Raw genomic sequence first — 25,806 nt, forward strand, 5'->3', positions numbered from 1 at the left:
CATGAATGCACTGACGCAAAAGAAAGGGCTGGCGCTGCAGCTGCCGCCAGCCACCCCGTTGCCGCGGGCCGGGGTGCAGCCGCTTGCTGCGGCCCCGCAGGTTTGCAAAAAACCATGGCGGCTGCCATCCGTTCTGCGGCGTGTTGTTCGCATGCCGCCGGGGCTGTGGCTGGCCTGGGGCGTGCTGGTCCTGGTGCTGCTGTGGGCGCTGGTGCCGGGCTGGTTTGCCGGCCAGGATCCGCTGGCGGGCCTGGCCGGCCAGCAGCTGCGCGCCCCCGGCGCAGGCCATTGGCTGGGCACCGATGCGCTGGGCCGCGATGTCTGGGCCCGCGTGGTCCATGGCGCGGTGCACTCGTTGTCCGGGGCCCTGGTCGCCGTGGGCGTGGGCCTGTTCGGCGGCACCGCGCTGGGTCTGCTCGCAGGCGCGGCCGGAGGCCGCCTCGACGATGCGCTGATGCGCCTGGTGGACGTGCTGCTGGCCGTACCTGCGCTGCTGCTGTCGCTGACCATCATCATCGTGCTGGGCTTCGGCACGGTGAACGCGGCCATTGCCGTGGGCGTGGCATCGGTGGCCGGCTTTGCCAGGCTGGTGCGTTCCGAAGTCGTGCGTGTGCGCCGCACGGAGTACGTGGAAGCGGCCTTCGGCAGCGGCGGGCGCTTCGGCGCCGTGCTGTGGCGCCATGTGCTGCCCAATTCGCTGACATCGGTGGTGGCGCTGGCGGCGCTGCAGTTCGGCACGGCCATCCTGGCCATTGCCACGCTGGGCTTCCTCGGCTACGGCGCACCGCCGCCCACTCCGGAATGGGGGCTGCTGATCGCGGAAGGGCGCAACTACCTGGCCACCGCCTGGTGGCTGACCACGGTGCCCGGGCTGGTGGTGGTGGCCGTGGTGCTGGCGGCCAACCGTATCGGCGTGGCGCTGACGGGGGCACCGTCATGAGCGCCTGGCAGCAATGGCGGCAGCGCCTGCTGCGCGCGGCAGGGGCGGGTCCGGCTGCGTGCGCGTCCGCAGCGCCTGCGGGCGGCGCGGTGCTGGAGATCGACGATCTGCAGATCGCCTACCGCGAAGACGGCCGGCTGCGCCGCGTGGTGCACGGCGTCTCGCTGGCGGTGCATCCCGGCGAGGTGGTGGCTCTGGTGGGGGAATCGGGCTCCGGCAAATCGACCACTTCGCAGGCGGCCATCGGCCTGCTGCCGGCCAACGGTCAGGTGGTGGGGGGCCGCATACGCCTGCTGGGCGAGGATGTGACCCATGCCGGCGAGTCGCAATGGCGCGGCCTGCGCGGCCGCGTGGTGAGCCTGGTGCCGCAGGATCCGACGGCATCGCTGAACCCGGTGCGCACCATCGGCGCCCAGGTGGCCGAGGTGCTGCAGCTGCATGGCTGCAGGGACCGCGCAGCCATCGAGCGTCAGGTGGTGGAGCTGCTGCGCAAGGTGGGGCTGACGCGGCCCGAGCTGCGCGTGCGCCAGTATCCGCACGAGCTGTCGGGCGGCATGAAGCAGCGCGTGCTGATCGCCATGGCCGTGGCGCTGCGGCCGGCACTGATCATTGCCGACGAGCCCACGAGCGCGCTGGACGTGACGGTGCAGCGCCGCATCCTGGATCTGATCGACACGCTGCGGCGCGAGACCGGCACCGCCGTGCTGCTGGTCACGCACGACCTGGGCGTGGCCGCCGATCGGGCCCATCGCATCGTGGTGCTGCGCCAGGGGCAGGTACAGGAAGCCGGGGACACGCTGGAGGTGTTGCGCCAGCCGCAAAGCGCCTATGCGCGCCAGCTGCTGGCCGATGCGCCGGCGCTGTCGGCGGCCCTGCCGCGGCCATTGCCGCAGGAGGCGGGAGAGCCCGACTGGGCCGTGCAGGTCCAGGGGCTGTGCCAGGAGTTCGTCGTGCCGGGCCAGCGGGCACCGTTCAAGGCCGTGGACGGCGTGGGCTTTCGGGTGCGGCGCGGCAGCACGCATGCCATCGTCGGCGAATCGGGCTCGGGCAAGACCACGACCATCCGGGCGCTGGCCGGCCTGCTGCGGCCCACGGGCGGCCGGATCCGCATCGCGGGCGAGGACGTGACCGCGCTGCGTGGCGAGGCGCTGCGCCGGTTCCGCCGCAAGGTTCAGCTGGTCTATCAGAACCCCTTTGCCTCGCTGGACCCGCGCCAGACGGTCTTCGCGATTGTCGAGGAGCCGCTGCGCAACTTCGGTGCATTGCCGGCGGCCGAGCGCCGCCGGCGGGTGGAAGAGACCCTGGCCCGCGTGGGCCTGGCGCCCGAGCTGCAGCAACGCCGCCCGCATGCGCTGTCCGGCGGCCAGCGCCAGCGCGTGGCCATTGCGCGCGCCCTGGTGCTGCAGCCCGAGGTGCTGGTGCTGGACGAAGCCGTCTCGGCGCTGGACGTGACGGTGCAGGCCCAGATCCTGCGCCTGCTGGAAGAGCTGCAGCAGCAGCTGCGGCTGACCTATGTTTTCGTGACGCACGACCTGTCGGTGGTGCGCCAGATCGCCCACACCGTCTCCGTGCTGCAGCACGGCCAGGTGGTGGAGGCGGGCACGGTGGAGCAGGTCTTCACCCAGCCCGAAAGCCATTACACCCGTGAACTGATTGCCGCCATCCCCGGCACAAGGAGTCTTGATTTTGTCCATCCCCCCAATTCCCCGGAAAAAACGCCTGGGCTTCTTCAGCCGCTTGCTGGATGATGCGCCTGCCGGCGAGCGCTATCGCCTGGTGACCGAACAGATCGCCCATGCCGAAGCCCTGGGCTTCGATTCCGCCTGGGTGGCGCAGCACCATTTCCACGAAAACGAGGGCGGCCTGCCGTCGCCCCTGGTGTTCCTGGCCCATGTGGCGCAGCGCACGCAGCGCATACGCCTGGGCACCGGCGTGGTGACGCTGACCATGGAAAACGCCATCCGCGTGGCCGAGGACGCCGCCGTGCTCGACCTGCTGTCGGGCGGGCGGCTGGAAGTGGGGCTGGGCACCGGCGGCACGGCGGAATCCTTCGAGGCCTTCGGCGTGGATGGCGGCGAGCGCGGCGCCGTATTCGGGCGCAATCTGCAGCGGCTGCGCGCGGCCTGGCGCGGCGAGGTGCTGCCGGGCGGCGTGCGCGTCTATCCCCAGGCGCCGCAGCTGCTGCAACGCCTGTGGCAGGCCACGTTCTCGGTGGAAGGGGCCAGGCGCGCCGGTGCGGCCGGCGAGGGGCTGATGCTCTCGCGCACGCAGCCGCGGCCGGACCAGGCGCCGGGACTTTCCCTTTCCGGGATCCAGAACCCCATCATCGACGCCTACCTGGCCGCGCTGCCGCTGGGCGCTGCGCCGCGCATCCTGGGGTCGCGTACGCTGTTCGTGGCCGACCGCCGCGAGGAAGCACTGCACTGGGCCGAAATCGGGCTGCGCCGCCTGGCCCTGCGCCACGCCGGCGCCTTGGCCGGCCCGTCCTCCGCGGGCCTGTTCGCGCGCGTCGATCCGCAGGCGCCGCTGGAGCAGCTGATCGCCGCCTATGACGTGCACCTGGGCACGCCCGGCGACGTGATCGCCTCGCTGCAGGCCGATACGGCACTGGCGCGCGCCACGGACCTGGTCTTTCAGGTGCATTCCATCGATCCGCCGCACCAGGCCATCCTGCGCTCGCTGGAGCTGACCGCCTCCGTGGTGGCGCCGGCCCTGGGCTGGGCCGGCCCGCCGGGCACCGCTTGCGCATCCACAGCCGCCGAACCCGCGCTGCACGCAGCCTGAGAAAAGGACACCCTATGACCGAATTGCTGCAAGAGCCCCAGGCGCCTGCTGTATCCGGGCAGCCTGCCGATGTGATCGACCAGCTGGCCGGCATTGCCGCAGGCAGCTGGCTGGACGGCCTGCGCCGGGCGCGCCCTGAAACCCGTGCCCAGGCCCAGAAAACCCATCAAGCCCTGTTCTCGCCCGCGGCGCCGGCGGCCGGCCAGGTGGCGCCGGCCGAGCGCCATGCGGTGGCGGCCTTTGTGTCCGGCCTGCACCGGCAGCCGCATGCGGCGGACTTCCACCTGCGTGCGCTGCAGGCGCTGGCGCCGCAGTGGGCCGGGGCCGTGGCGCAGGCGGCAGATGCCGGCCGGACCCGGGGCCCTTACGGCCGCTATCCCGCAGGCCCGCTGGCGATTGAAGACCAGGTGGGCCCCGAGTTCGCGCTGCCCGAGGCCCTGCAGGCCGTGCTGGGCACCCGCTTGGTAGCCGGCTTGCGGCATGCGCATTTCCTGGTCTTTCATCCGCGCGATGCGCAGCCCGGGCGGTTGCGCGCGCTGGAGGCTGCGGGCTGGACGGCCGACGATATCGTCGTGCTCTCTCAGCTGGTGGCTTTTCTGAGCTTCCAGCTGCGCGTGGTGGCCGGCCTGCAGGTGCTGGAGGCCGGCTGGGACAGCGATGCACCCGTGCCGCAGCGCAGCGCCTGCGCAAAGGCGGCGCCGGCGCAGGAGACCGCGGCGCCGGGCGCCGAGCCCGTGGTCTTCACCCTGGCCGAGCTGGACTGGCAGCCCTGGCTTGCGCCGCTGGACGAAGCGGCGCTGACGCCGCGCCACCATGCGGGCCTGGTGGACGCGGCGCGCGCCAAGTCGCCGTACTTCCGGCTGCTGGCGCGCGACCCGGACACGCTGGGCGCCCGCACGCGCGCCGACAAGGACATCTTCTACAACCCAGAAGCCGGCCTGCCGCGCGCCGAGCGGGAGCTGGCGGCGGCGGCCGCTTCGCGCCGCAACGGCTGCATCTACTGCGCTTCGGTGCATGCGCGCTTTGCCAGCCATTTCGCGCGCCGCCGGGATGATGTGCAGCGGCTGCTGGACGAGGGCGTGCAGGCCGACCTGGGCCCGCGCTGGAATGCCATCGTCGACGCCGCCGTGGCGCTCACGGACACGCCGCACGGGCTCACGGCCGGCCATATCGCGTCGCTGCGCCAGCAGGGGCTGGACGCGCGGGCCGTGGCCGACCTGCTGCATGCGGCCGCCTTCTTCAACTGGGCCAACCGGCTCATGCTGTCGCTGGGCTCGGCTGCGTATTCCCAGGGCCTGGAGGGGGGACGGGCTACGGTACGATAGCGGGCTTCGGCTGGCCGCAGGCTTTTGAGTGCCTGTGCCGGGCGCGTTGCGGCGGCCGCCTGTCCGCCTGTTTCCCCTGTCCAACGTCTGAGCGGAATCCGCCATTGAATCCATTGAACGAGTCCGAGCAACATTCGGTGCAAGCCGATCTGGTGGCGGTGCTGGTGGCCGTCACCGCGGGCCAGCCGCGCATCCTGACCACGCGGGCCGGGCGCACCCTGCCTGCCGGTCCGTTCACCGCCAACCACCGCTCGCTGCAGGCCAGCCTGCGCGCCTGGGTGGAGACGCAGACCCACCACCCGCTGGGCTATGTGGAGCAGCTCTATACCTTTGCCGACCGCGACCGCTCGCAGGAAGTGGGCATGCGCGCCATCTCCATCAGCTACCTGGCGCTGACGCGCGAGCTGGATGGCGCCGTGGCGGACGTGGCCCAGCCCGGCTGGCAGGACTGGTACCGCTACTTTCCCTGGGAAGACTGGCGCGAGGGCGAACCGCCGGTGATGGCGGCGCAGATCTTGCCGGGCCTGAAGGCCTGGAGCGAAAATGCTTCGGATAACGTAGCGCGAAGCGCTCGATGGCAGAGGGTTTCAATGACTTTTGGCCTTGAGGGCAATGAGTGGAATGAGGAACTGGTGCTGCAGCGCTATGAGCTGCTGTTCGAGGCCGGCCTGGTTCCCGAAGCCTGGCGCGACGGCGTGGCCGCGCCGGCCGGCTGCCTGGTCGCGGGCGCGGCCATGAGCAACGACCACCGGCGCATCCTGGCCACCGGCATCGCGCGGCTGCGCGCCAAGATCAAGTACCGGCCCGTGGTGTTCGAGCTGATGCCGCCCGAGTTCTCGCTGCTGCAGCTGCAGCAGGCCGTGGAGGCGCTGGCCGGGCGCGGCCTGCACAAGCAGAACTTCAGGCGCCAGATCGAGCAGCAGGCCCTGGTGGAGGAGACCGGGCAGATGGTCATGGGCACTGCGGGACGCCCGGCCAAGCTGTTCCGCTTCCGGCGCAATGTGATGCTGGAGCGCGCGATTGCCGGCAACAAGCTGCCGCTGGCCCGCACCGCATGAATCGCTGATGCTGCCCGTCTGCGGCCGCTGCCAGGGCGGTTTTCCGCTTGACGCGAATAATGCTCAGGATTAGCATAAATGCCGTGCGCGATGAAACAGACATGCATCGCGTTTCTTTTTTCTATACAAATACTCAAAATGAGCATTAATACCGTGAACGCATTGCCTGTTTCCCCTTTGCCGGACGTGATGCTGGAGCCGCTGGTGCGCATGGCCTTGCTGGAAGACCTGGGCCGTGCCGGAGACCTGACGACCGACACCATCGTGCCGGCCGATGCCTGCGACGAACTGCGCCTGGTGGCGCGCCAGGACGGCGTGCTGGCCGGCCTGGACCTGGCGCGCCTGGCCTTCACGCTGATGGATGCCCGCATGGAATTCCAGGCCGCCTGCCAGGACGGCACGGTGCTCAGGCCCGGCATGGAGATCGCACGCATCCGCGGCAGGAGCCGCGCCATCCTGAGCGCCGAGCGCACGGCGCTCAACTACCTGTGCCATCTGAGCGGCGTGGCCTCGGCCACGCATGCCATTGCCGAGGCCATCCGGGCCTGGGGCACGCGCGTGACCTGCACGCGCAAGACCATGCCGGGCCTGCGCGCGCTGCAGAAATACGCGGTGCGCGTGGGCGGGGGCAGCAACCACCGCTTCGGCCTCGACGATGCCGTGCTCATCAAGGACAACCACATCGCGCTGGCCGGCGACGTGGCCACGGCCGTGGGCCGGGCCCGTGCCGGCGTGGGCCACATGGTCAAGATCGAGCTGGAGGTGGACACGCTGGCGCAGCTGGATGTCGCGCTGCAGCTGGGCGTGGACGTGGTGCTGCTGGACAACATGAGCCTGGATGACCTGCGCACGGCCGTGGCCATGTGCAAGGGCCGGGCCATCACCGAGGCCTCGGGCCGCATCACGCCTGAGACGGCGCCGGCGGTCGCGGCCACCGGCGTGGACCAGATCGCCGTGGGCTGGCTCACGCACAGCGCCAAGGTGCTCGACATCGGCCTGGACGCCTGAGATGAGCTCCCCCCGAGCCGCTGTGCGGCTTTCCCCCGGAAGGGGCGACGTGCCACGGGACGGCGCCATCGCTGCGGGGCGGCCGGGCCGCCCAGGCCCTTGCCTGGCGTCGCCAGCCTGTATTGCGCCAGTCTGGTGAGCGGGGCACATCAGGAGGAAGGAGAGTCATGCCAGTCACACAGCATCTTTTGAGGTGGCGCGGAGCCTGGATCCTGGCGGCCGCGGCGCTGGCCAGCGCTGCGGCGGGGCTGTGGCTGTCGCGCAGCGGCGCGGCCGCCGTGCGTTTCGAGAAGCCCGTCACCATTGTCGTGACCTTTCCGCCGGGTGGCGGAACGGACCTGCTGGCACGCCGCCTGGGCGCGGCGCTGCAGCAGCGCCTGGGCCAGCCCGTGATGGTGGAGAACCGGCCCGGCGCCAGCGGCAACATCGGCGCGCGCGCCGTGGCCGAGGCCGTGCCCGACGGCGCCACGCTGCTGATGGTCAACAGTTCGTTCGCCATCAATCCCGGCGTCTACCGGCATCTGGATTTCGATCCGCGCCGGGACTTCAAGGCCGTGTTCAATGCGGGCACCATCGCCTCGGTGCTGGTGGTGCCCGAGCAGAGCAGCGTCCGGGACCTGCGCGATGCGCTGGCCGGCTCGACCGCCGAGCGGCCGCTGCCGTTTGCCTCCTGCGGCAACGGCACGCCCCAGCACATGGCGGGCGAGATGCTGGCCCAGGCCACGCACGTCAGCCTGCAGCACGTGCCCTACAAGGGGTGCGGACCGGCCATCACGGCGGTGGCGGCCGGTCAGGTGCCCCTGGCCGTGGTGACGGCCAGCAGCGCCGCGCCGCTCATGGCGGCGGGCCGCGTGCGCGCCATCGCGATCACGGCGCCGGCCCGCGCGGCCCAGCTGCCCGACGTGCCCACGGTGGCCGAGCAGGGCGTGGCGGGCTTTGCCGTGGAGCAGTGGCACGGACTGCTGGCGCCGGCCGCCACGCCGGAGCCGGTGGTGAACCATCTGCACGAGGCGCTGGCGCAGATCCTGGCCGAGCCCGGGATGCAGCAGTCGCTGCGCGAGCAGGGCTACACCCCGGCCAGGGAAACCCCGGCCCAGTTCGGCCAGCTCATCGCCGCCGATATCGACCGCTATGCGGCCGTGGCTGCCCGGCTCGGGCTCAAGGTGGATTGAGAAGAAAGGTCGCGGCTGGCGGCATACTCGGGCCTTGTTTTTCCCAGCCTGAACCGCCATGCCTGCCCTGCCACCGTCCCCGCCTGCCGTTGTCCTGCTGCCGGGGCTGATGTGCGACGGCGCCGTCTGGGCCGCGCAGCACGCGGCCCTGTCGCCGTTCCATGAATGCGTGATGGCGGACTACGGCATGGCCGCGTCCATCGAAGCCATGGCCGATGCGGTTCTGTCCGCCGCGCCGCCGGGGCCGCTGGCCGTGGTCGGCCATTCCATGGGCGGGCGCGTCGCCATGGAGTTGGTGCGCAGGGTTCCCGAGCGGGTGGCGGCGCTTGTGCTCATGGATACGGGCCTGGATGCGCTGGCGCCCGGCGAGGCCGGCCAGCGCGAGCGCAACACCCGGCTGGCCCTGGTCAAGCTGGCCAAGGCCCAGGGCATGCGCGCCATGGGACGGCAATGGGCCGGCGGCATGGTCCATCCCCGGCTGCGCCACTCCCCCCTGTTCGAGCAGGTGCTGGACATGCTGGAGCGCGGCTCGCCCCAGCGCTTCGAGGCCCAGGTCCATGCCCTGCTGCACCGCCCCGATGCGCAGGCCGTGTTCGCGGCGCTGCAATGCCCGGTGCTGCTGATGGTGGGGCGCCAGGACCTGTGGAGCCCGGTGGCGCGGCACGAAGCCATGGCCGCCATGCTGCCCCGGGCTCGGCTGGAGGTGCTCGAGGACTGCGGCCATATGGCGCCCATGGAGGCTGCGGCCGAGGTCAGCCGCCTGCTGCAGGACTTCCTGCGCCGCAGGGGGTGATGGCCTGCGTTCGATGACGGTTTGGTGACTGTTCGCGGTTGCAGGGGCTTTTGTGGCGCCCGGGCCGCAACGCCGATGATTTTGTTGCGCTGCAATATATGCTGCCTATAATCCGCGCCAATTCCATTTCATAAGGACGGCAGTGACTAACAGCGCAAGTGATAGTTGTAGGCCGGTGCATTGCATCGGCATGGCTTGGGCTCGCTGACGTCTTGTCTTGCCGTGCTCACGCGATAGCACGGCCTTCGGGCCAGCAGCCATGGGTTGCACCGGCCTTATCCATCCCCTTCCCGCAGGAATCCGTCCTCTTCGGACAGTTGCCGGCGCGCGGCTTTCGGCCGCCTGCGCCGGGCTGGCCGCAAGGCGGCCGTGGCGGGACGGCTGGCCTCTTTCCCAAGCTGTGCGCGCTGCCCAGGCAAATCGTTCGCGCTTGAACGCGTATCGAGGAGAAAAAATGCGTCAGAAATATTGCTTCCTCCGCCAGCCCTGCGGCCAGCCTTCCCTGCGGCAGCGCCGGCATGCCGCCCTGCTGGGCGCCGCGGCACTGGGTTTCGGCCTGGCCTGGGCGCTGCCGGCCACGGCGCAGGACCAGCCGGAGGATCCGTCGGTGCTGGCCCTGTCCGCGTCGGTGCCGGCCGGCGCGCAAGCCGCAGGCAGCGGCACCGTGGTGCCGCAGGAAAACTGGAACGCCAAGTTCCAGAGCACCTATGTGTGGCAGCGCAAGCCCGGCTTTCACGCTCCCTACAGCGGTGCGATGAGCCTGCGGCCCGAGAAGGAGCGCAGCTATTCGCTGACGGCGACCGCCTCGTTCGGCTTCCGGCCCTGGGAGGGCGGCGAGGCCTACCTGGATCTGGAAGGCGCCCAGGGCATTGCGCTGTCCCACCTGGCGGGCCTGGGCGGCCCGACCAACGGCGAGCTGGCCAAGACCTCGGGCGCGCAGTTCAGGATGTACCGCGCCAGGGCCTATCTGCGCCAGACCTGGAACCGGGGCGGGCAGCTGGAGGCCGTGGAGTCCGGCGCCGGCCAGCTCGCCGGCATGGTGGACAGGCGCCGCACGGTGCTGACCGTGGGCAACCTGGCCGTCATCGACATGTTCGACGACAACGCCTACAACCACGATCCGCGCACCCAGTTCATGAACTGGTCGATGATGACCTACGGCGCCTACGACTACGCGGCCGACGCGCGCGGCTATTCCTGGGGCGCCGTGCTCGAGTGGTACCACGACGACTGGGCGGTGCGCTTCGGCCGCTTCGTCCAGCCCAAGGAGCCCAACGGCCAGCCGCTGGACTATCGCATCTTCAAGCACTACGGCGACCAGCTGGAGGTCGAGCATGCGCACACGATCGCCGGCCGCCCCGGCAAGCTGCGCGCCCTGGTGTTCCGCAACCATGCGGTGATGTCCCGCTACGACGATGCCACGCGCCTGGGCGCCCAGACCGGCGAGGTGCCCGACCTCAACCAGGTGCGCCATGGCGCGCAGAGCAAGCACGGCTTCGGGCTGAACCTGGAGCAGGCCTTGTCGGACGACGTGGGCCTGTTCGCGCGCGCCAGCTGGGCCGACGGCAAGACCGAGATCTATGCGTTCACCGAGATCGACCGTTCGCTGTCCGGCGGCCTGCTGATCAGGGGGCGCTCATGGGGCCGGGCGCAGGACCACCTGGGCCTGGGCCTGGCGCGCAACTTCCTGTCGCCCGAGCACCGCAACTACCTGGCGGCCGGCGGCATGGGGCCGTTCATCGGCGACGGACGCCTGAACTACCGTCCCGAGATGGTGATGGAGGCTTTCTACAGCGTGGGCATTGCCAAGCACAGCTCGATCACCTTCGACTGGCAGCACATCCGCAATCCCGCCTACAACGCCGACCGCGGCCCGGTCAATGCGCTGGCGGTGCGCCTGCACACGGAGTTCTGACGTCAGCCCATCCACTGGGCCAGCACATGCTGCAGGCCTGCCGTCATGAGCACATAGCGCGCGAACTTGCCCACGGCCATATAGGCCACGCAGGGCCAGAACGGCAGCCGCAGCCAGCCGGCCACCGCGCACAGCGGGTCGCCCACGATGGGCAGCCAGCTCAGCAGGCAGGCCTTGGCGCCGAAGCGGCGCAGCCAGTAGCGCGCCAGCCGGTGCCAGCGCGATTGCACATGCGCCGGTGCGCGGGCCGGTGCATGGGCATCGTGGTGGCGGCGCGCGCGCGCCGCGTTCACGGCCTTGTGCGCGCCCAGGCCCATCCACCAGCTGATGGCGCCGCCCAGGGTATTGCCGGCCGTGGCCACGAGGATGGCCGGCCAGAACAGATCCGGGTTGAGCTGCACCAGGCCGGCAACCGCGGGCTCCGAGCCCAGCGGCAGCAGGGTGGCCGAGATCAGGGACACGAGAAATACCGTGCTGAGCCCGAACTCGGGCAAGGCCAGCCACTGCAGCACCAGATTCATCCACTCTTGCATGGGCGGCAGTGTAGAGGCTCGCCTATATCCTTCCGGCGGGCACAGCGGCGTTCATGTATCGTGCCGTATCCGCGAGAGAGAGGGCCGCGAGCGGCCCAGGAGAAAAAAACATGTTCAGCAAAGCGATGATGCGCGGCGGCCTTGCCGGTATTGCTTTTCTTTTGATAGCTGGATGCGCCCAGCAGATGCCGTTTGCAGCAAAAAAATCCGTGGACGACGCGCCGCCCGACCTGGTGGCGCTGCGGGCCGTGGCGCCCGGCATCCGCCAGAGCATGCGCTATGCCGGGCGGCACAATTTCATGGGCCGCCCGGTGGCCGGCTACGAAGCGCCCGAATGCTGGCTCAGCCGCAGGGCCGCCGACTCCCTGGCCGCGGTGCAGCAGGAGCTGGACGGCTACGGCCTGCGCCTGCGGGTCTTCGATTGCTACCGCCCGCAGTCGGCGGTGAACGATTTCGTGCGCTGGGGCAAGGACCTGTCCGACCAGAAGAACAAGGACATGTATTACCCGCGCGTGCCCAAGTCGGAACTGTTCAAGCGCGGCTACATCGCCGAGAAATCGGGCCACAGCCGGGGCAGCACGGTGGACCTGGGGCTGGATGTGGCCGACAGCCTCCTGGCCCGCAAGCAGGTGCGCGGACCGCTGGCCGACGGCATTGCCGTCGACATGGGCACGCCGTTCGATCTGTTCGACGAGCAGTCCCATACCGACAACGCGGACCAGTCGCCCGACGTGCAGCACAACCGCCGCTGGCTGCGCGCGCTGATGCAGCGCCACGGCTGGCGCAACCTGCCCGAGGAATGGTGGCACTACACGCTGCAGGACGAGCCTTATCCGGACCGCTATTTCGACATTCCGGTACGCAAGGCGCCCTGAGCGGCGTCAGGCCCGCCCGGAGCGCGAGTGGCGACGCGCGCGGTGGGCCTATTTCCGTATTGCTGAAATTTTGGGCAGGTATAATCCGGCCCTCTTTTTGATCCCCGGCTGACCCCGCAGTCCAGGCTCCGGCCTGGCTTCGGCGTTTCCCCGACCCTGCTCCCATGCCTGCCCTGCACATCGGCCATATTCCACTGGCAAACCGCCTGTTTGTCGCGCCCATGGCGGGCGTGACGGACCGGCCGTTCCGCCAGCTGTGCAAGGCCCTGGGCGCGGGCTATGCGGTCAGCGAGATGGTCACTTCGCGCAAGGACCTGTGGAACAGCCTCAAGACCAGCCGCCGCGCCAACCACGAGGGCGAGCCCGGCCCGATCGCCGTGCAGATCGCCGGCACCGAGGCCGCCATGATGGCCGAGGCCGCCGTCTACAACATCGAGCGCGGCGCCGAGATCATCGACATCAACATGGGTTGCCCGGCCAAGAAGGTCTGCAACAAGTGGGCCGGCTCGGCCCTGATGCAGAACGAGGCCCTGGCCGTGGAGATCGCCGCCGCCGTGGTGGAGGCCGCGCGCCCCTACAACGTGCCGGTCACGCTGAAGATGCGCACCGGCTGGTGCAGCGAGCACAGGAACGCCGTGGTGCTGGCCCGGCAGTTCGAGGGCGTGGGCATACAGATGCTCACGGTGCACGGCCGTACGCGCGAGCAGGGCTACAAAGGCTTTGCCGAATACGACACCATCGCCGCCGTCAAGCAGGCCGTATCCGTGCCCGTGGTGGCCAACGGCGACATCGACAGCCCGGAGAAGGCCCGCGACGTGCTGGCCCGCACGGGCGCCGATGCCGTCATGGTGGGCCGCGCGGCCCAGGGCCGGCCCTGGATCTTCCGCGAGATGGCCCACTTCCTGGAAACGGGCGAGCACATGGCGCCGCCGCTGGTGGCCGAGCTGCGCCGCCTGCTGCTGGAGCATCTGCAGGATCACTACAGCCTGTACGGAGAGGGTACGGGCGTGCGCAGCGCGCGCAAGCACATCGCCTGGTATGTACGCAGCCTTCCGGGCGGCGAACAGTTCAGGCAACACATCAACACTATCGAGGACTGCGCGGTGCAATGGCAGGCCGTGGCCGACTATCTGGATGCCCTGGGGCAGCAGATGGACCGGCTGCCCATGGCCACGGTAGCCACGGCTGGCGGTGCAACAGACGCCGAGCTGGACGAGCCCGCAGGAATGACTGCATGAGCAATCAAAACTTGGAACAATGCGTTCGCGACAGCCTGGAGGGCTATTTCCGCGATCTGGACGGCGAGACGCCCGCCAATGTCTACGACATGGTGATCCGCCTGGTGGAGAAGCCCCTGCTGGACGTGGTGATGAGCCACGCCGACAACAACCAGTCGCGCGCGGCCGAATGGCTGGGCCTGAACCGCAACACCTTGCGCAAGAAGCTGGTCGACCACCAGATGCTGTAAGAGGATGCTCTGATACTTCCAAATTAATAGCTGCAAGCGCTTGATACAAGAGGCTTGCGGCTTGTTTTATTTTCAAACCCTGCCTGATTGACGCCATGAAAGCTCTGATCTCCGTCTCCGACAAGACCGGTATCGTCGAATTTGCCCAAGCCCTGCACGGCCTGGGCGTGCAACTGCTGTCCACCGGCGGCACGGCCAAGCTGCTGGCCGACAAGGGCCTGCCCGTGACCGAGGTGGCGGAGGTCACCCAATTTCCCGAGATGCTGGACGGCCGCGTCAAGACCCTGCACCCCAAGGTGCACGGCGGCCTGCTGGCGCGCCGCGACCTGCCCGCGCACATGGCGGCGCTCAAGGAGCACGGCATCGAGACCATCGACCTGCTGGTCGTGAACCTGTACCCGTTCGAGGCCACGGTGGCCAAGCCCGGCTGCACGCTGGCCGATGCCATCGAGAACATCGACATCGGCGGTCCGGCCATGGTGCGTTCCGCCGCCAAGAACTGGAAGGACGTGGGCGTGGTCACGGCCGCCGACCAGTACGACGCCGTGCTGGCCGAGTTGAAGAGCGCCGGCAAGCTGTCCGACAAGCTGCGCTTTGCGCTGTCCGTGGCCGCCTTCAACCGCATCGCCCAGTACGACGGCGCGATCAGCGACTACCTGTCCAGCGTCAAGTTCGAGGACGAGAAGCTCGGCGAGGAATACGTGCCCGAGCGCGCGCTGTTCCCGGGCCAGAGCAACGGCCACTTCATCAAGGTGCAGGACCTGCGCTACGGCGAGAACAGCCACCAGCAGGCCGCGCTGTACCGCGACCTGTACCCGGCGCCCGGCTCGCTGGTCACCGGCGTGCAGCTGCAGGGCAAGGAACTCTCGTACAACAACATCGCCGACGCCGACGCGGCCTGGGAATGCGTCAAGAGCTTCGACGCGCCCGCCTGCGTGATCGTCAAGCATGCCAACCCCTGCGGCGTGGCCATCGGCAAGGATGCGCACGAGGCCTATGCCAAGGCCTTCCAGACCGACCCGACCAGTGCCTTCGGCGGCATCATCGCCTTCAACCGCCCGGTGGACAAGGCCGCGGCCGAGGCCGTGTCCAAGCAGTTCGTCGAGGTGCTGATGGCGCCCGACTTCAGCGCCGAGGCGCTGGAGATCTTCAAGGCCAAGGTCAATGTGCGCCTGATGAAGATCGCCCTGCCGGCCGGCGGCGAGCGCGCCTGGGACCAGGGCCGCAACGCCGTCGAGTCCAAGCGCGTGGGTTCGGGCCTGCTGCTGCAGACCGCCGACAACCACGAGCTGCAGCTGGCCGACCTCAAGGTCGTGACCGTCAAGCAGCCCACGCCCGAAGAGCTCGACGACCTGCTGTTCGCCTGGAAGGTGGCCAAGTACGTCAAGTCCAACGCCATCGTGTTCTGCAAGAACGGCATGACCATGGGCGTGGGCGCCGGCCAGATGTCGCGCCTGGACTCGGCCCGCATCGCCTCCATCAAGGCCGAGGCCGCCAAGCTGTCGCTCAAGAATACCGTGGTGGCCAGCGATGCCTTCTTCCCGTTCCGCGACGGCCTGGACGTGGTGGTGGACGCGGGCGCGACCTGCGTGGCCCAGCCCGGCGGCTCCATGCGCGACCAGGAAGTGATCGATGCGGCGAACGAGCGTGGCGTGGCCATGGTGTTCACGGGCGTGCGCCATTTCAGGCATTGATCCCCTGAGCCGCGGCGCGGCTTCCCCCTCTCTGGCGCTGTGCGCCGGAGGGTGACGGCACCTTCGGTGCGCGGCGGCGCATCCTCGGTGTCCCTGGCTGGGTTCGCGCCAGTTTTTGCTCCGCGTCCCATGGCCAGCGCAAGCTGGCCATCGTCTTTTTGAGCTGTGATTGTTTGCTATGACGGACCCCATTGACGACGAAGAAAACTACCCGCCGCGTCCGCGCTGGATGGGCTGGGCCATTGCCGTCGTGATGGCGGCCTCGGCGCTGGGCGTGGCCAATATCGGCTGGCGCATTCTGAAGGTGAGTCCGGCGGAGAGGGCGGCCGATGCCCAGGTGGCGCGGCATCCCGAACTGGCCGAGGGCAAGAAGCTGGTCGAAGGATCGGACTGCATGCGTTGCCATGGCTGGGAGCGCCGCTACGTGGGGCCCTCGTTCGTGGCAATTGCCGAGCGCTATCGCGGTCGGGCCGATGCGGCCGAATACCTGGCAGGCAAGATACGCGGAGGCGGCGCGGGCGAATGGGGCAATGCCATCATGCCGCGCCATCCCCAGATCAGTGAAGACCAGTCGCTGCAGATGGCGCGCTGGCTGCTGGCGACCCGGCCGGCAGCCGGTGCCGCCCGGTAGCCGGCGGCGCACGACCTGGCCCAGGGCCCGATGCTGCAAGGTCTCGGGCCTTTGTCTTGGCCTGTCCGGTGATATGGCGCACCCCGGATAATCGCCGCATGACGCCCCCCTTGCCTGAACCGACCGCCACCGCCGCACCGCGGCGCCGCGGCCTGCTGTTCTGGTCGCTGTGCACGCTGGCGGTGTTCTATGCGATCTATCCGGCCAGCAACTGGCTGGCCGCGCGGCAGGCGCGGCGCCACGACTTCATCACCCCCTGGGATGCGCTGATTCCGCTGGTGCCCGAGTTCATCTGGGTCTACTTTTCCTTTTTTCTCTTCATCCTGCTGCCGATCTGGCTGGTCGATGCCGGCGGCATCGACGCGCTGGGCCGGCGCCAGGTGCTGGCCACGGTGCTGTGCGGCCTGGTGTTCGCGCTGTTTCCGGCCAACCTGGCCTTCGAGCGCGTGCTGCCCGAGGCCGAGCCCTACCGCAGCATCTTTGGCCTGATGTTCGCGGTGGACGCGCCGCACAATCTGCTGCCGTCGCTGCACATCGTCTACACCGTGGCCACGGGCCTGGCGCTGTGCACCGCGCAGTGGCGGCGCGGCAGGCGCTGGCTGTGCGCCGTGCTCGTGCTCTGGGGCCTGGCCATCTGTGCCTCCACCATGCTGGTGCACCAGCACCATGTGCTGGACGTGGTGACGGCCGTGGCGCTGGTGGCCGTGCTGCAGTGGGCGGTGCGCAGCAGTCCGCCCAGTTAAATTGCGTGAGTGCGGACTTGCATGCAGATATGCATGCGTGGCGAATCCATCTGCGCAGGCTTCTTGAAAAACGCATGCCTGCTAATCCGAACACGATGTGTTTGGCAAGCCGTCTGCACAAAACATGCGGGAAACCCGGAGAAGCCGCAGGAAAGTGCGGAGGGTAGAGAAAAACCCTAGGATGCGCGTTTGATTGGAAACCCCGGGCCTGGGTCGCCATCGTCAGCGCAATTGCGGGAAAAGGCGTCTTTCTGTGCAGCTGCCGCGCCGGTAGCCGCAGGCCTTTTCTTGGATGTTTGCATGCAGTGGTTAAAGACCAAAACAATTGAGCAGGCCCTGGCCGATTCGGACGAGCCGGGCCGCCAGCTTCAGCGCAGCCTGGGCGTGTTCGACCTGATGATCCTGGGCGTGGCGGTGGCCGTGGGCGCCGGCATCTTCTCGGTGGGCGCGCGTGCCGCCGGCAGCTTTGCCGGGCCGGCCGTGATCTTCTCCTTCATCCTGGCTGCGGCCACCTGCGCCGTGGCCACCATGTGCTATGCGGAGTTCGCCTCCAGCGTGCCCGTGACGGGCAGCGCCTATACCTATACCTATCTGACGCTGGGCGAGGGCCTGGCCTGGATCATCGGCTGGAACCTGCTGCTGGAGATGATCGCGGCCGGCGCGGTGATCGCCAAGTACTGGGGCATCTACCTGTCCACGGTGTTCGCCACGGCGGGCATGCATGTGCCCAGCACCCTGCACCTGGGGGCCGTCAGCCTGGAGTGGGGACCGTTCTTCATCGTGGCGGTGTTCACGGCGCTGCTGATCCTGGGCACGCGCGAATCGGCGCGCGTCAACAACGTGTTCACGCTGATCAAGATCGCCATCACGCTGTTCGTCATCGTCGTGGGCTTCACCTACATGGACGTGCGCAACTTCACGCCCTTCGTGCCGCCGGCCCAGCCGCCGGTGGCGGGCCATGGCGTGACCGGCGACGTCTGGGGCCAGCCCATGCTGGCCTGGCTGTTCGGCGCGCGGCCCAGCCAGTACGGCTGGCTGGGCGTGATCTCGGGCGCCTCGCTGGTGTTCTTCGCCTTCATCGGCTTCGACGTGGTCGCCACCTCGGCCGAGGAGGTCAGGGAGCCGCAGAAGACGCTGCCGCGCGGCATCTTCGGCGGGCTGGCGCTGGTCACCTTGCTCTACATCCTGGTCACGCTGGCGCTCACGGGCATGGTGCCCTATACCGAGCTGGCCAAGGCCGAGAATCCCTCGCTGGCCACGGCCTTCATCAGCGTCGGCGCGAACTGGGCCGCCCAGGTGATCGCCGTGGGCGTACTGCTGGGCCTGACCACCGTGGTCATGGTGCTGCTCATGGGCGCGGCCCGCATTCTGATGGCGCTGTCGCGCGACGGCCTGCTGCCGCGCAGCTGGAGCGTGACCTCGGCCACGCGCAAGACGCCGGTGCGGCTGCAGCTGATGGTGGGCTCCATCGTCGCGGGCCTGGCCGGCTTCACCCAGGTGGAGCTGCTGGAGGAGATGATCAACATCGGCACCCTGTCGGCCTTTGTGCTGGTGAGCGTTGGCGTGCTGGTCATGCGCCGCAAGAATCCCCAGATGCCGCGCGGCTACCGCGTGCCCTGGGTGCCGGTGCTGCCCGTGGCCTCGGCGCTGCTTTGCACCTATCTGATGCTGAACCTGACCACGCTGACCTGGCTGCGCTTCGTGGGCTGGATGGTCATCGGCGTGTTCATCTACCTGGTCTACGGCATGCGCCATTCGCGCCTGGCGCAAAAGCATTGAGATGCTCCTGAAACAGAAGCTGCTTGCGCTTGCCATTAATGCGTTTCATATGGATTGATGGCTGAAACGTTCAAAAGACAGGCGCTGCCAGCTATCAAAATGAATGCCCTGCACGGCCCGGCCGGCAGGGCATTTTTGTCGGGTTCCCGCCCGCTGCCCCCCGCTTTGCGTACAGTGGGCGCATGTCCCACACACTTTCTTTTGCCGACGGGCAGGACCGCTGCTTCTGGTGCCAGGGCTCGCCGCTGTACGTGCACTACCACGACCATGAGTGGGGCTTTCCGGTCGCGGACGACCGGCGCCTGTTCGAGAAGCTCAGCCTCGAAGGCTTCCAGTCGGGCCTGAGCTGGTACACCATCCTGGCCAAGCGCGAGAACTTTCGCGCGGCGTTCGCCCACTTCGACTTCGACCGCGTGGCGCAGTTCGGCCAGGCCGACGTCGAGCGCCTAGTGCAGGACGCCGGCATCGTGCGCCACCGCGGCAAGATCGAGGCCGTCATCCACAATGCCCGGCGCGCGCAGGAAATGGTGGCGCAGGAGGGGTCGCTGGCCGCCTTCTTCTGGCGCTACATGCCGGGTGCGCCGTCCACGGGTGAGGCGGTTCCGGCGCAGACGGCCGAGTCGCAGGCCCTGTCCAGGGAACTGAAAAGGCGCGGCTGGAAGTTCGTCGGCCCCACCACGGTCTATGCCTTCATGCAGGCTATGGGCATGGTCAACGACCACGCGCCGGGCTGCGCGACGCGCGCCCAGGTGGAGCAGGCGCGGGCCGCATTCAATCCGCCGCGCTGAGCGAGCCGATGCAAAAAAGCCCCGCGCCAATGCGCGGGGCTTCGGGCTGGCCGTGGGCAGAGGCTCAGAGCGTCCTGAACACTTCGCGCGCCGCCTCGATCGTGCGGTCGATGTCTTCGTCCGTGTGGGCGGCGCTCACGAAGCCGGCCTCGTACAGCGCGGGCGCGAAGTAGTGGCCGCGCTCCAGCATGCCGTGGTAGAACTTGTTGAATACCTTGCCGTCGGTCTTCATGACTTCGGCATAGGTCCTGGGCAGCTCGGGCAGGAAATAGAAGCCGAACAGGCCGCCCTGCCAGTCCACGCTGAAGGGAACGCCCGCGGCCTGGGCCTCGGACTTGAGGCCCTGCATCAGGTGGCCGGTCTTCAGGTGCAGATCGGTGTGGAAGCCTGGGCGGCTGATCAGCTCCAGCGTCTTGAGGCCGCAGGCCGTGGCAATCGGGTTGCCCGACAACGTGCCGGCCTGGTAGACCGGGCCCAGCGGCGAGAGCTTTTCCATGATCTCGCGGCGCGCGCCGAAGGCCGCCATGGGCATGCCGCCGCCGATGACCTTGCCCATCACCGTGATGTCGGGCGCAAAGCCGGCGATCTCCCTGGCGTACAGGCTTTGCGCGCCGCCCAGGGCCACGCGGAAACCCGTCATCACCTCGTCGTAGATCATCAGCGCGCCGTGTTCCCGGGTCAGCTCGCGGATGCGGCGCGTGAATTCCACCGTGGCGCGCACGAAGTTCATGTTGCCGGCAATGGGCTCCATGATCACGCAGGCGATCTCGCTGCCGAAGCTGGCAAAGGCCTCCTCGAGCTGGGCCACGTCGTTGTACTCCAGCACCACGGTGTCCTTGGCCACGTCGGCCGGCACGCCGGCCGAGGACGAGGCACCGAAGGTGGCCAGGCCCGAGCCGGCCTTGACCAGCAGCGCATCGGCATGGCCGTGGTAGCAGCCGTTGAACTTGATGATCCGGTTGCGGCCCGTGAAGCCGCGCGCCAGGCGCAGCGCGCTCATGCCGGCCTCGGTGCCGGAGCTGACCATGCGCACCATGTCCATGGAGGGCATGAGGGCGCGAATCTTCTCGGCCAGCACCACTTCGCGTTCGGTGGGCGCGCCGAAGGAAAAGCCTTCGAGCACCGCGGCCTGCACGGCCGCCACCACCTCGGGGTGGCCGTGGCCCAGGATCATCGGACCCCAGGAGCCGATGTAGTCGGTGAACTGCTGCTGGTTCTGGTCCCAGAAATAGGCGCCTTGCGCACGCTGCACGAAGCGGGGCGTGCCGCCCACGGCTGCGAAGGCGCGCACGGGAGAGTTCACGCCGCCGGGGATCACCTGCTTGGCGCGTTCGAACAGGGCAATATTCAGATCAGTGTTTTGTGTCATGGGAGGGCATCACAAAGCCTTCGATGGGCTTGGTGTCGGGTTCGTTGTCGGGCTCGGCCACGGCCTCCTCGGCGGGCGGCTCTTCGCCTTCCTCGGGCTGGGCCCAGAACAGGCGGTCGGGCACATAGTGGCCCATGCCGGCGCGAAAGCCGGCGTCCAGGCTGTGGTCCAGGTATTCCAGCGCTTCCAGCGTGGCCGTGCCCAGGTCGTTGCCGGTGGCGATCAGGGCCGTCAGCGCGGCCGTAAGCGTATCACCGGCGCCGGTGAAGGTGGCGTCGAACATCTCGTACTTGCTGTTGCCCAGCACGGTCTGGGCCGTGGTCAGCACGTTGTCCACGAACTGGTCGGGCAGCGGAATGCCGGTGACCAGCACATAGGGCACTTCCAGCGCTTCGGCGGCGATGGCAATGTCGCGCGCCGTGGGCGAGCGGCTGTGCTCCCAGTCCGGCAGCAGCCAGCGCCACAGCGTATTGTGGTTTCCAACCAACACCGAGGTTTGCGGCAGCACAAGTTCCTTGAACGCATCCAGGTACTCGTCCTGCTTGTCGTCGTCCCACCAGGACAGGTCGGGCATGTAGCTGACGATGGGGATGTCCGGATAGTCCGAGGAAATCTCGGCAATGGCGGCCAGGTTGCCCGGGCTGCCGACGAAGCCCACCTTGATCGCCGCCACGGGAATGTCCTCCAGCACCGCGCGGGCCTGCTCGGTCAGCGCCTCGTCGTCCAGGGCAAAATGCTCGTAGACACGCGCCGTGTCGCGAGCGTAGGCGCCCGCTACGACCGGCAGCGGATGGCCGCCGACCGAGGCAATGGTGGCGATGTCGGCCGACAGGCCGCCCGCGCCCGAGGGGTCGCTGCTGTTGAAAACCAGGACGCAGACCGGGGGCGCTTCGGCGGCCGGGGTTTCGTTGTTGCTGGGGCTGGAAGTGGAGGAGGGGGGATTCGATGCCATGGCGCACCCCAGTTTGCACCCGGGAATGCAAGGGTGAGGGCCGGGGTAATGACTAGATACAATCGTTGCATTCTATGTGAAGGCCCTTTAAGCTGTGACCGACCCTAAAACTTGGATGTGTTTGACCTGCGGATGGATCTATGACGAGGCGCAAGGCTGCCCCGAACATGGCATTGCGCCGAATACACGCTGGGAGGATGTGCCGATGAACTGGACATGCCCCGAATGCGGCGCCCGCAAAGACGATTTCGAGATGGTGGAGATCTAAGAGCGCACTGCTCTGAAAACCGAGTGCGGGATGAACCTGCACCGAAAAAATGGCAATCCTGGGAGGGACTTCACTGTGACGACATCCGACACGCCCCTGCGCGTGCTGGTGGTGGACGACAGCAACACCATCCGCCGCAGCGCCGAGATTTTTCTCAAGCAAGGCGGTTACGAAGTGTTGCTGGCCGACGATGGCTTCGATGCCTTGTCCAAGGTCAACGACTATCAGCCGCAGCTCATTTTCTGCGACATTCTGATGCCCAAGCTCGACGGCTATCAGACCTGCGCCATCATCAAGCGCAACGCTCGCTTCTCCAATACCCCGGTGGTCATGCTTTCCTCCAAGGACGGCGTGTTCGACAAGGCACGCGGCCGCATGGTCGGCTGCCAGGACTACCTCACCAAACCCTTTACCAAAGACCAATTGCTGCAGGCCGTGGTGCAGTTCGGCAGGCAGGCTGTAGGAGCAGCGTGATGACTATTCAAAAGGTGCTGGTCGTGGACGATTCCAAGACCGAACTGATGTATCTGACGGATCTGCTGCAGAAGCAGGGCCTGAAGGTGCGCACGGCGGAAAACGGCGACGAGGCCATGCAGCGGCTGGCCGAGGACAAGCCGGACCTGATCCTGATGGACGTGGTCATGCCCGGGCAGAACGGCTTCCAGCTCACGCGCGCCATCTCCCGCGATCCCCTGTATGCCGACGTGCCCATCATCATGTGCACGAGCAAGAACCAGGAGACCGATCGCGTCTGGGGCATGCGCCAGGGCGCCAAGGCCTATATCACCAAGCCCGTGGATGCAGCCGAGCTGCAAGCCAAGATCGCGGCGCTGAACTGAGGCGGTCGCTGCCATGGCGAACCGCGAAGCCCTCCGAGATCTCCAATCCCGTCTGGCCGGCCGTTTGCAGGCAGCGCGCAGCGAAGGCGTCACCGTGGCGGCCTGGCTCGCGGTGCAGGCGGGCGGGCGCGACTATCTGCTGCCCCTGAGCCAGGCCGGGGAGATCTTTCCCTGGACCGGCGTGCAGCCCGTTCCCTATACGCAGCCCTGGTTCCTGGGCATTGCCAACCTGCGCGGCACCCTGGCCGGCGTGGTCGATCTCGCGCAGATGCTCGGCCATGGAGAGGGCCGCAGCGAGCAGGCGCTGGCCGAGGCCAGCCTGCTGGCATTCAATCCTTCACTGGAAGTGAACGCGGCCCTGCTGGTCGACCGCCTGCAGGGCCTGCGCGCTGCCGACGCCTTCGTGCACAACGAGGCTGCGCCGCCGCGCTCGCCCACGTTTTTCGGACCCGTCCACATCGATAGCGCAGGCCGCCGCTGGCAAGAGCTGCAGCTGCAGCGCCTGTCGCAAACCACCAAGTTTTTGAGCATTCGTGCTTGAGCGTTTCTGGATACAGCGCCATGTCTTTAGCCCAACGATTCACCCAGTGGTTCCAACGCCGGCCCGCCGAGCCTGCAGCCAGCGCAGGCAACAGCATGCTGGGCGACACCGTCGACCAGGATATGTATGCGCTCGACGGCTCGCTCAACAGCGTGCAGGGCGACCCGCTGGCAGGCCGCAGCGATGCTGACGCCGATGCGCTGCCGGTGGACGAGCTGGTGAGCCTGCCCGTGCTGGGCAAGGCGCCGGTGACCCGGCATCAGCGCACGCTGTTCACCATGCTGGGCATCGCGGTGCTGGTGCTGGTGGTCCTGGCGGCCTGGATGCTGCGCACGGCCAACAACTCCAACCAGCAGCTGGCCGCGACCGGCCAGGCGCTGATGCAGTCGCAGCGGCTGGCCAAGTCGGTCTCGCAGGCCATGACCGGTGCGCCCGCGGCCTTCGTGGACGTGAAGGACAGCGCCGGCGTGCTGGCGCGCAACGTGCGCGCCCTGGCTTCGGGCGATGCCGACATGGGTGTCAACGCCTTGGGCGGCGAGCAACTGCAGGCCGATGTGGCGGCCATCGTGCCGCTGATGGAGCGTGCCGAGAAAAGCGCTGCTCTCATCATGGGCCAGCAGAAGGTGCTGACGCAGGTGGGGGATGCGCTGCGCACCGTGAACCGCCAGTCCTCGGACCTGCTGGAAATCGCCGAAACCATTGCATCGCTCAAGCTGCAGCAGGGCGCGGGCGCCGCCGAGATCGCGGCCTCGGGCCAACTGGTGATGCTGACCCAGCGTATCGGCAAGTCGGCCAACGAATTCCAGACCCTGGAAGGCGTGAGCCCCGAGGCCGTGTTCCTGCTGGGCAAGGACTTGAACTCGTTCAAGGAAATCGCCGAAGGCCTGCTCAATGGCAGCACCGAGCTGCGCCTGGCGCCCACGCGCGACGCACAGACCCGCGAGCAGCTGGAAACGCTGATCAAGCAGTACGACGCCACGCGCACGCAGGCCAGCGCCATCCTGGGCAATCTGCAGGGCCTGGTGTCGGCCCGCGAAGCGCAGACCGTCATCAACGCTGACAGCGAGCCGCTGCGCCGCCAGCTCGAAGCGCTGCAGAGCGCGCTGCAGGGCAACTCGGGCGCCGGCCCGCTGCAGCTCGCTGCGCTGGCCCTGGCCATCGTGGTGGCGCTGCTGTGCGGTATCGGCATCTCCCGCGTGCAGCTGCTCGACAGCCGGGCGCGCCAGCAGCTGGCCGAACGCCACCAGCAGGATGCCCGCCTGCAGGAGCAGGAAGCCAAGCGCATCAACGACGCCAACCAGGCGGCCATCTTGCGCCTGATGAACGAGCTGCAATCGGTGGCCGAGGGCGATCTGACTCAGGAAGCCACGGTGACCGAGGACATCACCGGCGCCATCGCCGACTCGGTGAACTACACGGTGGAAGAGCTGCGCGCGCTGGTGGGCAGCGTGCAGAACACGGCCACGCGCGTGGCCCAGACCACGGCCCAGGTGGACGCCAACTCCACCGAGCTGCTGGCCGCCTCCAACGAACAGCTGCGCGAGATCCGCGAAACCGGCAAGTCGGTGCTGGACATGGCCGGCCGCATCAACCAGGTCTCGACGCAGGCCCAGGAATCCGCCCAGGTGGCGCGCCAGTCGCTGCAGGCGGCGGACTCGGGCCTGAAGGCCGTGCAGAACGCCATCGGCGGCATGAACTCGATCCGCGACCAGATCCAGGACACCTCCAAGCGCATCAAGCGCCTGGGCGAATCCTCGCAGGAGATCGGCGAAATCACGGAGCTGATCTCGGACATTACCGAGCAGACCAACGTGCTGGCCCTGAATGCCGCCATCCAGGCCGCGTCGGCCGGTGAAGCCGGGCGCGGCTTCTCTGTGGTGGCCGAGGAGGTGCAGCGCCTGGCCGAGCGCTCGGCCGACGCCACGCGCCAGATTGCGGCGCTGGTGAAGGCGATTCAGACCGATACCCAGGATGCCGTGGCCGCCATGGAGCGCTCCACCCAGGGCGTGGTCGAAGGCGCGCGACTGTCCGACTCGGCCGGTACGGCACTGACCGAAATCGATAGCGTGTCCCGGCGCCTGGCCGAGCTGATCGAGCAGATTTCGTCCTCGACTTCGCGCGAAGCCGCGCTGGCCAACGTGGTGGCCGAAAGCATCCAGCACATTTTCGCGGTGACCGAGCAGACCGGCGAGGGGACGCGGGTCACGGCCCAGCAGGTGCGCGAGCTGTCGCACATGGCCGAGGAACTGCGCCAGTCGGTGGCCCGATTCAAGATTGCGTAGATAACGCTCCCCCCTGAGCCGCTGCGCGGCTTCCCCCGGAGGGGGACGA

The 25,806-nt window shown here is 68.3% G+C and carries 25 protein-coding genes and 1 pseudogene; 23 read left to right on the top strand and 3 right to left on the bottom strand.

The window, feature by feature from the left end; translation table 11 throughout:
* Nucleotide 1 precedes the first annotated feature (1 nt).
* From Cte04_RS11855 to Cte04_RS11895, 10 genes and pseudogenes are all read left to right on the top strand, one after another.
* On the top strand, nt 2-940 hold the full coding sequence (locus Cte04_RS11855; RefSeq protein WP_066477417.1) for an ABC transporter permease: 939 nt from the start codon (nt 2-4) through the stop codon (nt 938-940).
* A complete protein-coding gene (locus Cte04_RS11860; RefSeq protein ID WP_083526632.1) occupies nt 937-2,688 on the top strand; it encodes a dipeptide ABC transporter ATP-binding protein in 1,752 nt (583 codons plus the stop codon). The genes Cte04_RS11855 and Cte04_RS11860 overlap by 4 nt, the downstream gene beginning before the upstream one ends.
* Nucleotides 2,624-3,724 (top strand): putative FMN-dependent luciferase-like monooxygenase, encoded by a 1,101-nt coding sequence (locus Cte04_RS11865; RefSeq protein ID WP_370671030.1) that lies wholly within the window; start codon nt 2,624-2,626, stop codon nt 3,722-3,724. The genes Cte04_RS11860 and Cte04_RS11865 overlap by 65 nt, the downstream gene beginning before the upstream one ends.
* A 14-nt stretch (nt 3,725-3,738) precedes the next feature.
* Nucleotides 3,739-4,350 (top strand): annotated as a pseudogene (locus Cte04_RS22195) (CMD domain protein); the annotation flags it as partial.
* A 108-nt stretch (nt 4,351-4,458) separates the two neighbouring features.
* The gene (locus tag Cte04_RS22200; RefSeq protein ID WP_306302928.1) at nt 4,459-5,049 is read left to right on the top strand and encodes an alkylhydroperoxidase domain protein; all 591 of its coding nucleotides are present in this window, start codon (nt 4,459-4,461) and stop codon (nt 5,047-5,049) included.
* A gap of 113 nt (nt 5,050-5,162) precedes the next feature.
* Nucleotides 5,163-6,107, top strand: coding sequence for an NUDIX hydrolase (locus Cte04_RS11875; protein ID WP_066477428.1), 945 nt, complete (start codon nt 5,163-5,165; stop codon nt 6,105-6,107).
* 138 nt (nt 6,108-6,245) lie between these two features.
* A complete protein-coding gene (nadC, locus tag Cte04_RS11880) occupies nt 6,246-7,115 on the top strand; it encodes a carboxylating nicotinate-nucleotide diphosphorylase (protein WP_066477435.1) in 870 nt (289 codons plus the stop codon).
* 167 nt (nt 7,116-7,282) lie between these two features.
* Nucleotides 7,283-8,287 carry a tripartite tricarboxylate transporter substrate binding protein gene (locus Cte04_RS11885; protein ID WP_066477443.1) on the top strand — a complete coding sequence of 335 codons (1,005 nt, stop codon included), beginning with the start codon at nt 7,283-7,285 and terminating at the stop codon, nt 8,285-8,287.
* Between the two features lie 58 nt (nt 8,288-8,345).
* Complete coding sequence (locus Cte04_RS11890; protein ID WP_066477448.1) at nt 8,346-9,080, top strand: alpha/beta fold hydrolase; 735 nt, start codon at nt 8,346-8,348, stop codon at nt 9,078-9,080.
* Between the two features lie 454 nt (nt 9,081-9,534).
* On the top strand, nt 9,535-10,995 hold the full coding sequence (locus Cte04_RS11895) for a carbohydrate porin (RefSeq protein WP_083526635.1): 1,461 nt from the start codon (nt 9,535-9,537) through the stop codon (nt 10,993-10,995).
* Nucleotides 10,996-10,997: 2 nt separating this feature from the next.
* Here Cte04_RS11895 and Cte04_RS11900 read toward each other — a convergent pair whose 3' ends face one another.
* The gene (locus Cte04_RS11900; protein WP_174522918.1) at nt 10,998-11,528 is read right to left on the bottom strand and encodes a YqaA family protein; all 531 of its coding nucleotides are present in this window, start codon (nt 11,526-11,528) and stop codon (nt 10,998-11,000) included.
* 110 nt (nt 11,529-11,638) lie between these two features.
* Between Cte04_RS11900 and Cte04_RS11905 the strand changes: the two genes are divergently transcribed.
* The 8 genes from Cte04_RS11905 to Cte04_RS11940 all read left to right on the top strand — a co-directional run bounded on the left by Cte04_RS11905 (nt 11,639) and on the right by Cte04_RS11940 (nt 19,506).
* The gene (locus Cte04_RS11905) at nt 11,639-12,403 is read left to right on the top strand and encodes a M15 family metallopeptidase (protein WP_245633356.1); all 765 of its coding nucleotides are present in this window, start codon (nt 11,639-11,641) and stop codon (nt 12,401-12,403) included.
* Between the two features lie 164 nt (nt 12,404-12,567).
* A complete protein-coding gene (dusB, locus tag Cte04_RS11910; RefSeq protein ID WP_066477457.1) occupies nt 12,568-13,641 on the top strand; it encodes a tRNA dihydrouridine synthase DusB in 1,074 nt (357 codons plus the stop codon).
* Nucleotides 13,638-13,871 carry a Fis family transcriptional regulator gene (locus tag Cte04_RS11915; protein WP_066477459.1) on the top strand — a complete coding sequence of 78 codons (234 nt, stop codon included), beginning with the start codon at nt 13,638-13,640 and terminating at the stop codon, nt 13,869-13,871. Before dusB ends, Cte04_RS11915 begins: the two co-directional genes overlap by 4 nt.
* Nucleotides 13,872-13,966: 95 nt before the next feature.
* Complete coding sequence (purH, locus tag Cte04_RS11920) at nt 13,967-15,565, top strand: bifunctional phosphoribosylaminoimidazolecarboxamide formyltransferase/IMP cyclohydrolase (protein WP_066477465.1); 1,599 nt, start codon at nt 13,967-13,969, stop codon at nt 15,563-15,565.
* Nucleotides 15,566-15,743: 178 nt separating this feature from the next.
* The gene (locus Cte04_RS11925) at nt 15,744-16,196 is read left to right on the top strand and encodes a c-type cytochrome (protein ID WP_066477473.1); all 453 of its coding nucleotides are present in this window, start codon (nt 15,744-15,746) and stop codon (nt 16,194-16,196) included.
* Between the two features lie 98 nt (nt 16,197-16,294).
* A complete protein-coding gene (locus Cte04_RS11930) occupies nt 16,295-16,939 on the top strand; it encodes a phosphatase PAP2 family protein (protein WP_157081961.1) in 645 nt (214 codons plus the stop codon).
* 300 nt (nt 16,940-17,239) lie between these two features.
* Entirely contained in the window at nt 17,240-18,718 is a 1,479-nt protein-coding gene (locus Cte04_RS11935) for an amino acid permease (protein ID WP_066477480.1), read from the top strand.
* A 182-nt stretch (nt 18,719-18,900) separates the two neighbouring features.
* Nucleotides 18,901-19,506 carry a DNA-3-methyladenine glycosylase I gene (locus tag Cte04_RS11940; RefSeq protein ID WP_066477488.1) on the top strand — a complete coding sequence of 202 codons (606 nt, stop codon included), beginning with the start codon at nt 18,901-18,903 and terminating at the stop codon, nt 19,504-19,506.
* A 64-nt stretch (nt 19,507-19,570) separates the two neighbouring features.
* Here the strand turns inward: Cte04_RS11940 and hemL are convergent, their stop codons facing one another.
* Together hemL and thiD are read right to left on the bottom strand one after the other, a co-directional pair.
* Nucleotides 19,571-20,875, bottom strand: coding sequence for a glutamate-1-semialdehyde 2,1-aminomutase (gene hemL, locus Cte04_RS11945; protein ID WP_066477494.1), 1,305 nt, complete (start codon nt 20,873-20,875; stop codon nt 19,571-19,573).
* A complete protein-coding gene (thiD, locus tag Cte04_RS11950) occupies nt 20,859-21,827 on the bottom strand; it encodes a bifunctional hydroxymethylpyrimidine kinase/phosphomethylpyrimidine kinase (RefSeq protein ID WP_066477497.1) in 969 nt (322 codons plus the stop codon). The genes hemL and thiD overlap by 17 nt, the downstream gene beginning before the upstream one ends.
* Before the next feature lie 115 nt (nt 21,828-21,942).
* Between thiD and Cte04_RS11955 the strand changes: the two genes are divergently transcribed.
* The 5 genes from Cte04_RS11955 to Cte04_RS11975 all read left to right on the top strand — a co-directional run bounded on the left by Cte04_RS11955 (nt 21,943) and on the right by Cte04_RS11975 (nt 25,757).
* Nucleotides 21,943-22,095, top strand: a complete 153-nt coding sequence (locus Cte04_RS11955) for a rubredoxin (RefSeq protein ID WP_066477513.1) — start codon at nt 21,943-21,945, stop codon at nt 22,093-22,095.
* 75 nt (nt 22,096-22,170) lie between these two features.
* A complete protein-coding gene (locus Cte04_RS11960) occupies nt 22,171-22,569 on the top strand; it encodes a response regulator (RefSeq protein WP_066477521.1) in 399 nt (132 codons plus the stop codon).
* Nucleotides 22,569-22,934: a response regulator gene (locus Cte04_RS11965; protein WP_066477523.1), complete on the top strand. Its 366-nt coding sequence runs from the start codon at nt 22,569-22,571 to the stop codon at nt 22,932-22,934. The genes Cte04_RS11960 and Cte04_RS11965 overlap by 1 nt, the downstream gene beginning before the upstream one ends.
* A gap of 13 nt (nt 22,935-22,947) precedes the next feature.
* The gene (locus Cte04_RS11970; RefSeq protein ID WP_066477526.1) at nt 22,948-23,475 is read left to right on the top strand and encodes a chemotaxis protein CheW; all 528 of its coding nucleotides are present in this window, start codon (nt 22,948-22,950) and stop codon (nt 23,473-23,475) included.
* A gap of 20 nt (nt 23,476-23,495) precedes the next feature.
* Nucleotides 23,496-25,757: a methyl-accepting chemotaxis protein gene (locus Cte04_RS11975; RefSeq protein ID WP_066477529.1), complete on the top strand. Its 2,262-nt coding sequence runs from the start codon at nt 23,496-23,498 to the stop codon at nt 25,755-25,757.
* Nucleotides 25,758-25,806: the final 49 nt, after the last annotated feature.

The organism is Comamonas terrae, assembly GCF_001544075.1.
Taxonomy (GTDB): domain Bacteria; phylum Pseudomonadota; class Gammaproteobacteria; order Burkholderiales; family Burkholderiaceae_C; genus Comamonas; species Comamonas terrae.